The organism is Azospirillum agricola, from assembly GCF_017876095.1.
Taxonomy (GTDB): Bacteria; Pseudomonadota; Alphaproteobacteria; order Azospirillales; family Azospirillaceae; genus Azospirillum; species Azospirillum agricola.
The window spans coordinates 187,097-199,647 of the sequence record NZ_JAGINM010000001.1 but is presented as its reverse complement, the minus strand read 5'-3'; the positions used below and the strand labels follow the sequence as shown (position 1 = coordinate 199,647).

Annotated in this window: 10 protein-coding genes and 1 tRNA gene; all 11 read right to left on the bottom strand. The window is 69.1% G+C overall.

Features of this window, described 5'->3' with window-relative positions; translation table 11 throughout:
• Nucleotides 1-66: 66 nt before the first annotated feature.
• The 11 genes from J2847_RS00980 to J2847_RS00930 all read right to left on the bottom strand — a co-directional run bounded on the left by J2847_RS00980 (nucleotide 67) and on the right by J2847_RS00930 (nucleotide 12,508).
• Nucleotides 67-534 carry a DUF192 domain-containing protein gene (locus J2847_RS00980; RefSeq protein ID WP_209776354.1) on the bottom strand — a complete coding sequence of 156 codons (468 nt, stop codon included), beginning with the start codon at nucleotides 532-534 and terminating at the stop codon, nucleotides 67-69.
• A gap of 61 nt (nucleotides 535-595) precedes the next feature.
• Nucleotides 596-1,423 (bottom strand): 3-deoxy-8-phosphooctulonate synthase, encoded by an 828-nt coding sequence (gene kdsA / locus J2847_RS00975; protein WP_209776352.1) that lies wholly within the window; start codon nucleotides 1,421-1,423, stop codon nucleotides 596-598.
• Nucleotides 1,424-1,526: 103 nt separating this feature from the next.
• Nucleotides 1,527-2,222, bottom strand: coding sequence for a dienelactone hydrolase family protein (locus J2847_RS00970; RefSeq protein ID WP_209776350.1), 696 nt, complete (start codon nucleotides 2,220-2,222; stop codon nucleotides 1,527-1,529).
• Nucleotides 2,223-2,324: 102 nt separating this feature from the next.
• Nucleotides 2,325-4,145, bottom strand: coding sequence for an autotransporter domain-containing protein (locus tag J2847_RS00965; protein WP_209776348.1), 1,821 nt, complete (start codon nucleotides 4,143-4,145; stop codon nucleotides 2,325-2,327).
• Nucleotides 4,146-4,339: 194 nt separating this feature from the next.
• Nucleotides 4,340-5,971 (bottom strand): CTP synthase, encoded by a 1,632-nt coding sequence (locus tag J2847_RS00960; RefSeq protein WP_209776347.1) that lies wholly within the window; start codon nucleotides 5,969-5,971, stop codon nucleotides 4,340-4,342.
• A 154-nt stretch (nucleotides 5,972-6,125) separates the two neighbouring features.
• The gene (secG, locus tag J2847_RS00955) at nucleotides 6,126-6,461 is read right to left on the bottom strand and encodes a preprotein translocase subunit SecG (protein WP_085556240.1); all 336 of its coding nucleotides are present in this window, start codon (nucleotides 6,459-6,461) and stop codon (nucleotides 6,126-6,128) included.
• Between the two features lie 142 nt (nucleotides 6,462-6,603).
• Nucleotides 6,604-7,359: a triose-phosphate isomerase gene (gene tpiA, locus J2847_RS00950; RefSeq protein WP_209776345.1), complete on the bottom strand. Its 756-nt coding sequence runs from the start codon at nucleotides 7,357-7,359 to the stop codon at nucleotides 6,604-6,606.
• Between the two features lie 115 nt (nucleotides 7,360-7,474).
• Entirely contained in the window at nucleotides 7,475-8,569 is a 1,095-nt protein-coding gene (locus tag J2847_RS00945; RefSeq protein WP_209776344.1) for a hypothetical protein, read from the bottom strand.
• A gap of 341 nt (nucleotides 8,570-8,910) precedes the next feature.
• Nucleotides 8,911-8,984: transfer RNA gene (locus J2847_RS00940), tRNA-Gln, on the bottom strand.
• A gap of 127 nt (nucleotides 8,985-9,111) precedes the next feature.
• Nucleotides 9,112-11,349, bottom strand: coding sequence for a 4-alpha-glucanotransferase (gene malQ / locus J2847_RS00935; RefSeq protein WP_209776342.1), 2,238 nt, complete (start codon nucleotides 11,347-11,349; stop codon nucleotides 9,112-9,114).
• 103 nt (nucleotides 11,350-11,452) lie between these two features.
• The gene (locus tag J2847_RS00930) at nucleotides 11,453-12,508 is read right to left on the bottom strand and encodes a response regulator (RefSeq protein ID WP_209776340.1); all 1,056 of its coding nucleotides are present in this window, start codon (nucleotides 12,506-12,508) and stop codon (nucleotides 11,453-11,455) included.
• Between the last annotated feature and the right edge of the window lie 43 nt (nucleotides 12,509-12,551).

Genomic DNA, 12,551 nt, shown 5'->3' with positions numbered 1-12,551 from the left:
TTGCCCATCAATGTGGGCGGAACGGGGCGGGAAGTCACCGGGAAGTCGGGGACGGAACGGCGGCGATCACTTGTTCGCGAAGGTGGAATGCCGGACCAGATCGCCGGGGCGGATGCCGAGCCGGGCGCTCATCCCGCCGTTCAACTCCAGGATGGCCTTGACCGGCCCGGCCGAGTTGATCGAGTCGAGCGACTGCGGCACCGCGCGCTCGTGGATGTTCACGATGCGCCCGTCGGCGCCGATGAACAGCATGTCGAGCGGAATCAGCGTGTTCTTCATCCAGAAGCTGGCCGGCCGCACGCTGTCGTAGATGAACAGCATGCCGGCGTCGTCCGCCATCCGCTCGCGGAACATCAGCCCCTGCGCCTGCTGCGCCATGGTTTCCGCCAGCTCCACGTCGAAGCGGAACTTGCCGCCCGAGGCGGTCTCGACGGTCAGCGAGGATTTCTGGAACCCCTCCAGCGCCGCCGCCGGCAGCGCCATCATCACCAGCAGGACCAGCGCCATCGCGCCTTGCACCATCCGACCGACCATCGCGCCCGTTTCCTTCTTTTCGTGGGGCTTCAGGACTTCACCGGGCAGGACTCGGGCCGGTTCAGGACTTCGCCAGACGGTCGAACGCCTGCAAGCGCGCCAGCAGGGCCGGCATCTCCGTCAGCGGGACCATGTTGGGGCCGTCGCTGGGGGCGCTGTCCGGAGTCTCGTGCGTCTCCATGAACACCGCCGCAACGCCGACCGCGATCGCCGCCCGCGCCAGCACCGGCACGAACTCCCGCTGACCGCCCGAGGTGGTGCCCTGCCCGCCCGGCTGCTGCACCGAATGGGTGGCGTCGAACACCACCGGGAAGCCGGTCTCCGCCATGATCGGCAGCGAGCGCATGTCCGACACCAGCGTGTTGTAGCCGAAGCTGGCGCCGCGCTCGCACAGCATCACCCGGTCGTTGCCCGAGGCGGTCAGCTTCGCGGCGACGTTCCTCATGTCCCAGGGCGCCAGGAACTGGCCCTTCTTCACGTTCACCGCCCGGCCGGTCTCGGCGGCGGCGACCAGCAGGTCGGTCTGCCGGCACAGGAAGGCCGGGATTTGCAGCACGTCCACCGCCTCGGCGACCGGCGCGCACTGGGCGGCGTCGTGGACGTCGGTGATCACCGGGCAGCCGAACCGCTCCCGGATCTCGGCGAAGATCGGCAGCGCCTTGTCCATGCCCAGCCCGCGCGCCGTGGTGATCGAGGTGCGGTTCGCCTTGTCGAAGCTCGACTTGTAGATCAGCCCGAGGCCCAGGGTGTTCGTCATTTCCACCAGCGCCGACGCGGTCTCCAGCGCGTGGTCGCGGCTCTCCATCTGGCAGGGGCCGGCGATCAGGACGAAGGGGCGGTCATTGGCGATCGACAGGTTGCCGATCTGGACGGTGCGCGGGGTGGTCATTGCAGGAAAACTCCGGACTAAGCAAACGTGAGAGGGCGCTGCCCTCTCACACTCTCCCGGCAAGGGCCGGACGGCCCTTGCATCCCATTAATGCGGGGGCGGGTCAACTCAGATGCGTGCGGAAGAACTCGACCGTCAGACGGTTGGCCTCGGCCGCCGCCGCCGCGTCGTAATGCTCGCCGCCGGGACGGGCGAAGGCGTGGTCCACGCCGGGATAGACCTTCGCCGTCACCCAGCTGTTGCCGGCGACGCCGGCCACCACCGCGTCGCGCTTCTCCGGGCTGGAGAACTTGTCCTTCTCGGCGATGTGCAGCAGCAGCGGCTTGCCGATTCCGGGAAGTTCGCCCAGCAGCCCTTCCAGCCCGACACCGTAGAAGCCGACATTGGCGTCGGCGTCCGACCGTGCCGCCATCAGGAAGGCCAGCCGGCCGCCCAGGCAATAGCCGACGCTGCCGGCCTTGCCGGTGCAGTCGCCCTGCTGGCGCAGCCAGCCGAGCGCCGCGATCAGATCGTCCACCGCCTTGTCCTGGTCCATCCCGTTCATCAGGGCGAAAGCCTGGTTCCATTCCTCCTGCGTCTTGTCGGTGAGCTGCACCCCCGGCTTCTGGCGCCAGAACAGGTCCGGGCAAACCGCCAGGAAACCCTGCGCGGCGTACGCGTCGCACAGCTCGCGCATCACCGCGTTGACGCCGAAGATCTCCTGGATCACCACGAGACCGCCGGCCGGCGTCACCGTCGGCTTGGCGACGTAGGCGGAAAACTGGCCGCCGTCGGCGGCGTCGATCTTAACCTCGGGCATGACAGATCATCCTCCCCTGATTTTGCGGATCCGCGCCAAGATATGGTGCCGATCGGCCGATCGGCACCTGTCCGGCGGACAAACTTCAAAATCGGCCAAGCTTCAGAATCCGACGCTCACGCCCGCGAAGGCTCCGAAATCGCGCGTGCGCTCCTCGCCCAGCCGGGCGTTGAGGCCGAGCGTCCCCGTCACCGACGAGGCCAGCGCGACCGAGGCCCCCGCCGTCAGATCGACGAAGGTCCGGTCGCCCCTGCCCACCGGCGTGTCGTAGGACAGCGTCGAGACGCTGCGGCTGGCGGCCGTGACGCTGCGGTCGTCGTCGTTGAAGTCGCGGTTCAGCGTGACCTTGGCGTAGGGGCGGACGTTCCCGAAATCATAGGCCGCCCGGTAGCCGACGCTGCCGATCAGCGAATCGCGGGTCTGCTGCCGGTAGGAGAAGCCGAACAGCGCGCTGTCCTCGCCGAACCCCTCGACCGCGACATGCTGGTAGCGCAGCCCGACGACCGGCCCGTGGCTCAGCCCGCCGCTGGTGAAGTCGTAGCCGCCCTCCGCCGCCAGCGAGGCGTTGGTGCCCTCGGTGCTGCCGCCGGTCGAATGGTCGGTGCCGTTGATGGTGACGCCGCGCCGCAGGTCGTAGCCGATGAAGCCGAAGGTCCCGACGCCGGTGACGTGGAGGCCGCCGGTCCGGTAGGTGCCGTAGCCGCTCAGCGCGTATTCCCGCTGCCTGTAGTCGCCGCCGGTCGAGAAGGCGCCCTTGTAATGCGCGATCGTCCCCGCCACGCCGAGCAGAAGGGTGTCGCCGAAGCGCTTGTCGACGCCGACGCTGACGTTGAGCGGCGTGCCGCGCGTCCCGGCCCGGTCGCCGTCGCGCTCCAGGGTCAGGCGGCCGACGCCGCCGACGATCCAGGCGCCCGCCTCGCCGGCCCTGCGGGTCCACAGGTTGGTCGCCGCCTGGGCCTGGATGGTGGAGATCAGCCGGTCGCGGGTGTGGACCGGCGATTCGGCGAGCCGCGCGATGTTGCCCGGCGCCGTCAGCGCGTTCAGCACGAAATCGGAGATTGCCCGGTGTCCCGCCGTGGTCGGGTGCACCCCATCGGCGAACAGATGGGTCTGCGAAGCGGTGGGCGACACCAGGGTCGCCGGGGTGCAGAGCAGCGAGCTGCTGGTCGTGCAGGCCGGGCTCACCACGTTGGCGAAGCCGTAGGCGGCCGGGTTCGCCGCCGCGTCGCGCAGCAGCGCGAAGGTGTCGATCGGCACGACCGACACCCCCGCCCCCGCCAGCCCCAGCGTGACGAGCTGGTTGTAGCCGCTGACGAGTTGCGTGATCTGCGCCGCCGCGGCCGCCCCCTGCGAGCGGCCCAGCGGCGTGAGTCCGATGTCCGGGACCGTGGGGACCAGGATGGTGCGGGCGCCGGCCGCGCGCAGCCGCGCCACCTCCCCCACCAGATCGGCCGCCGCCTGGGTGATCGCCGCCTGCGCCGTCGCCGGACTGTTCAGCGCCGCCAGGATGTCGTTGGCCCCGCCCCACACCGTGTAGAGCGCGCCCGGGTCGGCCCGCCCGCCGGTCGAGGCGAGATAGGCGGTGATCTGGTTGCGCACCGGGGTGGCGCTTCCCGTCGGCGGCGAGGCCGGCACGCCGGGAAACCGGGCCACCCGCGCCCCGCCGACCGCGTAGTCGGTGCCGCCGTCGATCGCCGGGGTCGCCGACCGGCCATACGCCGCCGCGAGAGTCTCCGACCAGACCAGCCCCGGATTGGTGGTGAATTTTCCCCCGGCGGGCAGCAGCGTGCGGAAGCTGCCGGCATCGGTCAGGCTGTCGCCGAAGAAGACCGTGCCGGAATAATCGGCGCCCAAGGCCGGCTGACCGGCGCACAGCGCGGCGGCGGCCACCCCGGCTGCCGCGATGTCACGAAAGCGACGCATGGTTTCCCCCACCCGATCCGTAATCGTCCGTTTCGCCAACGGTGGATCGGATGGTTGCACAGGCTGCGCTCGCCCTCAAGGCGTATGACCTATAGGTCAGGAAGCGGGCTGGTAGCAGACCGACGCCACGGACGCAAAAAACCCCGCTTCGTTCGAAGCGGGGTTTTCCTGCCATCGGTGCGCGCCGCGCTGGATCAGACCAGACGGCTCTGGTCCATCGCAGCCTTGATGAAGGCGGTGAACAGCGGGTGCGGCTCGAAGGGCTTCGACTTCAGCTCCGGATGGAACTGCACGCCGATGAACCAGGGATGGCCCGGCAGTTCGACGATCTCCGGCAACTCGCCGTCCGGCGACAGGCCGGAGAACATCATGCCGCAGCGCTCCAGCCGCTCCTTGTAATAGACGTTCACCTCGTAGCGGTGGCGGTGCCGCTCGGAGATGTCGGTCGTGCCGTAGACCTCGGCGACCTTGCTGCCGTCCTTCAGCTTGGCCGGATAGGCGCCGAGCCGCATGGTGCCGCCCAGGTCGCTCGCCTCGGCGCGGCGCTCCAGCGTGTTGCCGCGCATCCACTCGGTCATCAGGCCGACCACCGGGTTGCCCGGCTTGCCGAGTTCGGTCGAGCCGGCGTCCTCGATCTTCGCCAGATTGCGCGCCGCCTCGATCACCGCCATCTGCATGCCGAAGCAGATGCCGAAATAGGGCACCTTGCGCTCGCGGGCGAACTGCGCCGCGCGGATCTTGCCTTCCGTCCCGCGCGAGCCGAAGCCGCCCGGCACCAGGATGCCGTGGACGTTCTCCAGCCGCTTCACCGCCGCGTCGTCGTCCTCGAAGATCTCCGAATCGATCCAGTCGAGGTTGACCTTGACGTTGTTGGCGATGCCGCCATGGGTCAGCGCCTCGGCCAGCGACTTGTAGCTGTCGAGCAGGCTGATGTACTTGCCGACCACCGCGATGGTGACCTCGCCCTGCGGCTTGCGCACGCGTTCGACGATGCTGGTCCAGCGCGACAGGTCCGGCGCCTTGTCGGTCGGCATGCCGAAATAGGACAGGACCTGGGTGTCGAAGCCTTCCTCGTGGTAGCTGACCGGCACCTGATAGATCGAATCGACGTCGAGCGCCGCGATCACCCGCTCCGGACGGATGTTGCAGAACAGCGCGATCTTCTTGCGCTCGTTCTCCGGAATGGCGCGGTCGGCGCGGCACAGCAGGATGTCGGCCTGGATGCCGACGCCCAGCAGCTCCTTGACCGAATGCTGGGTCGGCTTGGTCTTCAGCTCGCCCGCCGTCGGGATGTAGGGCAGCAGCGTCAGGTGGATGTAGAGCGCGTTCTCCTGGCCGACCTCGTTGCCGAACTGGCGGATGGCCTCCAGGAAGGGCAGCGATTCGATGTCGCCCACCGTGCCGCCGATCTCGACCAGGATGAAGTCCTCATCGGTCGCGTCGGCGCGGATGAACTCCTTGATCTCGTCGGTGATGTGCGGGATGACCTGGACGGTGCCGCCCAGATAGTCGCCGCGCCGCTCCTTGGCGATCACCGTCGAATAGATGCGGCCGGTGGTGATGTTGTCGCCGCGCCGGGCCGAGACGCCGGTGAAGCGCTCGTAATGGCCGAGGTCGAGGTCCGTCTCCGCGCCGTCGTCGGTCACGAAGACCTCGCCGTGCTGGTAGGGGCTCATCGTGCCGGGATCGACGTTCAGGTAGGGATCCAGCTTGCGGAGCCGCACCTTGTAGCCGCGCGCCTGGAGAAGCGCCCCGAGCGCCGCCGAAGCCAGGCCCTTGCCCAGCGAAGAAACGACGCCACCGGTGATGAAGATGTAGCGAGTCATGTCCGTCCGAAGAGCTTGAGAGCTGTTCCATGTCCCCAGAAGGATCGCGCGGGGAAGAATGCTTCGCGACGCGCGGCCCTCAAAAGAAAGAGGCGGCTTCTGGGAGGCCGCCTCTGCTGTCTCTCACCCTTGCCTTGTAGAGAACCGGCCCCCGTTACTGGGAGACCGGCGGCGCGGGCTGTGCGGGCGGAGCCGGCTGGGCCGGAGCCGTCGGCTGGGCCGGGATGCCGGCCGGCATCGAATCGATGATCGAGGCCGGGCGCGAATGGCCGCCGGCCAGGATCGCCAGCACGATGCTGGTGGCGAAGAAGCAGCCGGCGAGGATGCCGGTGGTGCGGGTCAGCAGGTTGGCCGTGCCGCGGGTGCTCATCATGCCGCCCATGGTGCCGCCGCCGATGCCGAGGCCGCCGCCTTCCGACCGCTGGACCAGGATCACGCCGACCAGGGCCACCGCGATCAACAGGTGAATAACGAGAAGCACCGATTCCATAAGAAACCTATCTCCACACCTGGAACGAGATCGACGTGGCGAACGCGATCAACTGGGCCCGAAAATCGAACAGCGCGCCACAGGCCGTCTCAAGGGCCCGTGGCGCGCGCCCACTGTTTGTACCGCGCCGTCGCGCGATATGCTAGCGGCAACTGGTCGCGATGGCCCAGAAATCGTCGGCCTTCAGCGCGGCCCCGCCGACCAGCGCGCCGTCGACATTCTCCACCGCCATCAACTCCGCCGCGTTGCCCGGCTTGACCGAGCCGCCGTAGAGGATCTGCGTCTTGGCCGGCTCGGCGATCTTCCCGTCCAGCTCGGCGCGGATGTGGGCGTGCATCGCCTTGACGTCGCCCGCGGTCGCGGTCTTGCCGGTGCCGATGGCCCAGACCGGCTCGTAGGCGATGACGGTGTTGGCGGCGGTCGCCCCCTCGGGAATCGAGCCGGCGAGCTGGCCGGACACCACGGCGTCGGCCTGCCCGGCGTCGCGTTGCGCCTCGGTCTCGCCGACGCAGACGATGGCGATCAGGCCCGCCTTGTGGGCGGCGGCGGCCTTGGCGGCGATCAGCGCGTCGCCCTCGCCATGGTCGGCGCGGCGCTCCGAATGGCCGAGGATGACATAGCGGCAGCCGGCGTCGGTCAGCATGGTCGGCGCCACGTCGCCGGTGTGGGCGCCGGAGGTCTTGGCCGCGCAATCCTGGCCGCCGAGCGCCAGCGCGCTGTCGGCGATCGCCTCGCCGACCGGGAACAGCAGCGGAAAGGGCGGGCAGACCAGCAGGTCGAACGGCACCGCGCCGGCGCCCTTCAGCCGCCCGGCAAGGTCCGACGCCAGGGCCAGCCCGTCGGCCTTCAGCCCGTTCATCTTCCAGTTTCCAGCGATCAGCTTCCGGCGCTCGGTCATGGTGTTTCCTTTTTTATGGTGCGTTTCGGGGCGCGGCCTTTGTCTAGCAAGACCATGCGTGGATTTCCACCCGGCCAACCGGGGTGCCTGTTGGCCTCCCCTCCTGGGAATGGGTTCAACAGGCGGCCCAGTTCGCCGGTTTGTCCCAGATCAGTTGATCCGGCTCCAAGGGCGCGTTCTCGAAGATGAGGGGACCTGGGACGTATGGGTCCGTTCCGCGCATGCGGATCTGCACCCGTCCGTCGACGACGCGCTCGGTGTAGCCGATGATCGTCGTCCGGATGCTGCGTCCGCCGCCGGTGAACACGGAGGGCTGGCAGACCTTTTGGCCGACGCGGCTGACGTTCCGGATCCGCGCCTCCTGTGCGCTCGCCTGTTCCTGCAGCCTTCGCCGGGCAGCCTCCGCGTACGCCTGCTCGCGCTTCAGGTCCGCCGCTTCGCGCTCCCGGTTGCCGGCGGCCAGTTGCTCGCGAGCGGCGCGTGGTGTGGCGGCGAGAACGATCCTGCGGGCTTTCGGAAGATACGTGTCATTGAGCTCATGAATCGGGCTCCAGGCGCGCTGCCCCAGATCCTCCACGGTCTCCAGGTCGGAGGCATCGACCGTGTAGCCGGCGTTGAGAACAGCCTCCAGAATCCTCAGCCCCTCCTCCTTTCTTTTCCGGTTCAGATCCTTGTCGGGCATGACCGTCGCCATCTGAAAGACGATGTTCGCCACCAGCAATGACGGTCGAGGCGGTTCCTGCTTAACGTTGGGATCGGCTCCGGACCTCAGCAGCAGCTGAACCATATCGATGTCCAGATTCTTCGCGGCCTGATCGATCGGGAGCGCGGGGTCCGTGAGCCCGATGCCGTTGCCGGGGTGGACGCGATTCACATCGGCGCCATCCTTGATGGCGGTTTCGGCCTTTTCGTACTCCTCGGCGATGACCGCCCGGATCAGGCGCTTGTTGGGATCCGGATCCTTGAAAAAGCTCTCGTACTTCTCGCGTCCGGCCTGCACGGCCGCCTTGGATGCGAAGCGTGAGTTCGGACCGCAACTCTGTTGCGTCGCGTAGAAACTGGACGCCTTGAGGCAGGCCTCGACATCCTGGCCCTGTCCAGGCATGCCAGAACGGTCGCTCGGCGTGACACAGGCCGCAACCAGGGTGAGAGCGAGGATCAGGGCCGGGATGGCCTTGAATCGAGGTTGCCAAAGGGTCGGGTGCACCATGTTCCGTCCGAAGCTGCTGAGCCCCCGGCGAAAGCCGGGGAGGTTCCGGTTGGTGTAGCATTCCGCCCGACCCGGAGTAAAAATTGTGTTTGCCGCGATTGGACGTTGATGCAAGCGTCGACCAGGGCACGCCAGGGGAAAGGCCGTCTTCCGCCGGTGAAGCCGCGCAAATGCGCGCAGGTGCCGCAACATGCCGTGCGCGTGTCGCCCGAAAAATTCGGAGATGGTCGAGGACCGCTGAAATCGGCGGATTTCCGCAAAGGACCGACACAGCGCACCAGAAAACGAAAAGGCCCGCTCACTGGCGGGCCTTTCGTCCTTGATATCCAAGGGAATTGGATTGGTTGGGGGACTAGGATTCGAACCTAGGCTGGCGGAGTCAGAGTCCGCTGTCCTACCGCTAGACGATCCCCCAGACCGTCACCGGGGCGGTGCGTTTCCGCTGTGCCCCGTGGTGTGGGCGGGCTTATAGCAGTGCCTCACAGGCTTGCCTAGACCTTTTTTCATCGCCCTCGCACTTTTCTGAAAAACACTCTCCCGGATCAGGCGGCTCCCCCATCGGAGCCAGCCAAGGCGTCGCGTAACGGCGCGACGATCCGCTCCACCTCGGCGTTGCCGGCCAGTTCCTCGACCGGTCTGGTCAGGCGGCGGCGCCAGTTCGGGTGCTGGTCCACGGTTCCCGGCAGGTTCGGCTGCTCGGTCTCGCCCAGCGCGTCCTCGATCTGCGCCATGACGATCCGCGATGGCGTGCGCGCCATGTAGGCGTGGACGGCGGCGGCCAGTTCCGGGCGGAAGGGTTGGTCGCCCTCGTCGTTGGGGTAGCTGGCCGGGCGCAGCCCTTCCCGCGCCAGCGCCTGGAGCAGGCGCCAGCGGTCGACGCCGCGGTCCCAGATGTCCTTGTCGCGGCTCGCCGCGTCGGGATAGAGGTCGAGGTCGCGGCGCCATTCCAGATCGCGCCCGGTCCAGAAGCCCTTGAAGGTCGCGAGGTCGTGGGTACTGACCGTCGCCATCGCCTCCACCGGGTAATCGCCCGGCGCCTTGAAGCCGCCCTCGGCGCTCCGCTCGAAATAGAGCACGCGGTAGCTGAGGATGCCCGCCCGCTCCAGGGCCGGACGAAAGCCCTCGGGCACCGTGCCCAGATCCTCGCCGATCACGAGGCAGCGGTTGCGGCGGCTCTCCAGCGCCACGATGCGCAGGAGGTCGTGGAAGGGATAGGCGACGTAGGCCCCGTCGCTCCCGTCCTCCGGAATCCAGAACAGGTGCTGCAAGGCCATCACATGGTCGATGCGCAGAGCGCCCGCGTGACGCATGTTGGCGCGCAGCAGGGATACGAAGGGGGCGTAGGCGGCCTCGCGCAAGCCCAGCGGCGACAGCGGCGACAACCCCCAGTTCTGGCCCTTCAGGTTGAACTGGTCGGGCGGCGCGCCGACGTTGGCGCCCTGCACCAGGATGGCGAAATCCCCCCAGGCGGCGGCCCCGCCGGGATGGGCCGCGACGGCAAGGTCGCGGTAGAAGCCGATGCCCAGGCCGGCACGGCGCCCCCGTTCGGCGGCCTCGCCCAGTTGGCGGTCGGCCTCCCATTGCAGATAGGCGAAGAAGCCGACGCGTTCCGCCCGCTCGGCGGCGAAGGCCTGGACTTCGGGGCTGTCGGGGGTCTGGAAGGCCGCCGGCCAGTGGCGCCACATCCACAGCGACGGGTCCCGGCGGTAGAAATGCTCGTGCAGCGCCTCGAACAGGGCGTGGCGCTCAAGCCCCTCGCCCATCGCACGGCGGAACGCCTCGAAGGCGGCCTTGCGGGGATGGGCGGGGTCGAGCGCCCGGAAGGTGCCGTACAGCGCCTCCAGCACCGGCAGCTTGAGGCCGGAGACCGCCGGGTAATCGACCAGCTCGGCGGCGCGCGCGCGGGCCAGCGCCTCCTGGAACGGGCCGGAGGCGATGCGGGCCTGGGCATCGGGCGTCGCGGCCAGTTCCGGCACGGCGTCCACGGCGATGTAGAGGATGTTCAGGAAGGTCCGGCTCGACGGCGAATAGGGGCCGATGTGGTTCGGGTCGGCGGGGAACAGCGCGTGCAGCGGGTTGAGGCCGACCAGCCCCGCGCCCAGGCCGGCGGCCGTCTCGGCGAAGGCCCCGAGGTCGCCGAAATCGCCCAGCCCCCAGTCACGGGCGCTCTTCAGCGCGTAGAGTTGCAGGCCGATGCCCCAGGTCCGCCCGGCGGGCACCACCTCCTCCACCGTCAGGCAGCGGTCGGGGGTGACGATGATGGTCGTCGCCCCCTCCACGAGGCCGCTTCCGATCTCGCCGGTGCCAGCGTCCCCAAAACCCTGGGGCTGGACGGAAACGCTAAGCCGATGGTAGCCGAGCGGCAGGTCGGCCGGCAGCCACCGGCCAAGCTCGCGCCGCTCGAACCCCCGGCCGTCGATGAAGATGCCGTCGAACAGCGGCGCCTCGCGGACGGCCAGCGTCCCGCCGCGCGTCGCACCGTCCTCCAGCGCCAGCGACCAGGACAGGGTCGCGTCGTCGAGTCCGGCCGGCAGGGACAGGCCCAGCTCGATCCCCTGCCCTTCCCCGACCACCAGCACCGGCGGCAGCGGGCGACGCCACGACCGCCCCTCGAACGCACGCAGGCTGGCCTCGGCCTCGTCGCCGGTGGCGGCCGGAAGTCCCATGGCCGCGACCAGCGCCCGCTTGGTCGCCTCGCCGGTCTCGCGCCGGTTGCCCCAGATGTCATGGTAGAAGGGCTCGAGCCCAACCAGATCGGCCAGCCGGTCGAGAGCGCTCATGCAGGGTCCTCGCTGAGTGTTCGTATGGGGCGATGCCGCCGGGCGGAGGCGTCGCCGAGAGACGGAAAAACAGGCGCGCCGGCGAATCGGCGCGCCGCGGCGCTCACCCGGCGGAGGCGGCCACCGGGGCGCCGGACGGCGACGGCGTGCCCGCGGCGGCGGAAGCCGCCAACGCCGCCGAGGCCGCCGCCGCGGCCTTGGCCTGGGCCATCTGCTCCAGCCGGGTGCGGTAGCCGGTGACGGCGGCGGTGACCTCGCGGGTCATCGCCTCCAGCGGGCGCTCCGGATCGGTCGCCTGCATCAGCGCGCGCACCATGGTCTGCAACTGCGCCGCATCGTCGGGCGACACCGCGCCCTTGTCGGCCTGACGGTGGATATCCTCGGCCAGCGACTTCACGGCGCGGGCCACCGCCTCGACATGGGCGTGGTCGCCCTCGTCGGTCAGGCGGCGCAGCAGGTCGTCGAGGAATCCGCCGATGCGGCCGACATGCTCCACCGCCAGCCGGTCCGGAACCGGACGGGACAGGCCGGGCATGGCGAACTCGGCGAGGAAAGCGATCTGGATGCTGGCGCGGATCCGCTTCTGCGCGGTGACGAAACCGTTGGCCTCGTTCAGCAGCATGCGGACCCCGGCCTGGCTCCACTGGCCGGTCGCCTTCAGGCGCAACGTGTTCGGCGCCTCCAGCACCGGCACCTGGGCGCCCTCGCGCGGCGACTTGCGGCGGTCGGGCCCCGTGTAGTCGGCGGTGACGACGAAGCCCTTGCGCCCCTCGATCAGCGTGGCGATGCGGTCCTGCACCTGCTTGGGCGAGACCGGCTTCAGCAGCAGGTCGTCGCCCCCGCTGTTGGTGACGCGGGTCAGTAGGGCCGGGGTCGGCGCCCAGGTCGTCACGATCAGGCAGGCGAAGGGGTTGGGAACGTTCGGCTCGTTGCGCAGAGCGCGGATGAAGCGGAACGCCTCGGTATCCTCGCCGTCGGCGTCGACCAGGATGATGTCCGGCGTCCCGGCGCTGAGCAGCCCGGCGGCGGCCTTGACCGAATCGAACAGCTCGATCCGGCGGAAGCTCATCCGCACCAGCACGTCGCGGAACACGCGGGCGGTGTTGAGCTGGCTGTCGATGATCGCGGCGTCGACCTGGGAGAAATCGTAGTCCGGCATCATCCTATCCGAAGCTTCGCGGCGGTCCTGTCGTCCGGCCCGA

Excerpts from the sequence above, each read along its gene's own strand:
- J2847_RS00960 (WP_209776347.1), bottom strand. The coding sequence starts at position 5,971 with ATGACTCGCTACATCTTCATCACCGGTGGCGTCGTTTCTTCGCTGGGC.
- J2847_RS00945 (WP_209776344.1), bottom strand. The coding sequence starts at position 8,569 with ATGGTGCACCCGACCCTTTGGCAACCTCGATTCAAGGCCATCCCGGCC.
- kdsA (WP_209776352.1), bottom strand. The coding sequence starts at position 1,423 with ATGACCACCCCGCGCACCGTCCAGATCGGCAACCTGTCGATCGCCAAT.
- J2847_RS00965 (WP_209776348.1), bottom strand. The coding sequence starts at position 4,145 with ATGCGTCGCTTTCGTGACATCGCGGCAGCCGGGGTGGCCGCCGCCGCG.
- J2847_RS00980 (WP_209776354.1), bottom strand. The coding sequence starts at position 534 with ATGGTCGGTCGGATGGTGCAAGGCGCGATGGCGCTGGTCCTGCTGGTG.
- secG (WP_085556240.1), bottom strand. The coding sequence starts at position 6,461 with ATGGAATCGGTGCTTCTCGTTATTCACCTGTTGATCGCGGTGGCCCTG.
- J2847_RS00930 (WP_209776340.1), bottom strand. The coding sequence starts at position 12,508 with ATGCCGGACTACGATTTCTCCCAGGTCGACGCCGCGATCATCGACAGC.
- J2847_RS00970 (WP_209776350.1), bottom strand. The coding sequence starts at position 2,222 with ATGCCCGAGGTTAAGATCGACGCCGCCGACGGCGGCCAGTTTTCCGCC.
- malQ (WP_209776342.1), bottom strand. The coding sequence starts at position 11,349 with ATGAGCGCTCTCGACCGGCTGGCCGATCTGGTTGGGCTCGAGCCCTTC.
- tpiA (WP_209776345.1), bottom strand. The coding sequence starts at position 7,359 with ATGACCGAGCGCCGGAAGCTGATCGCTGGAAACTGGAAGATGAACGGG.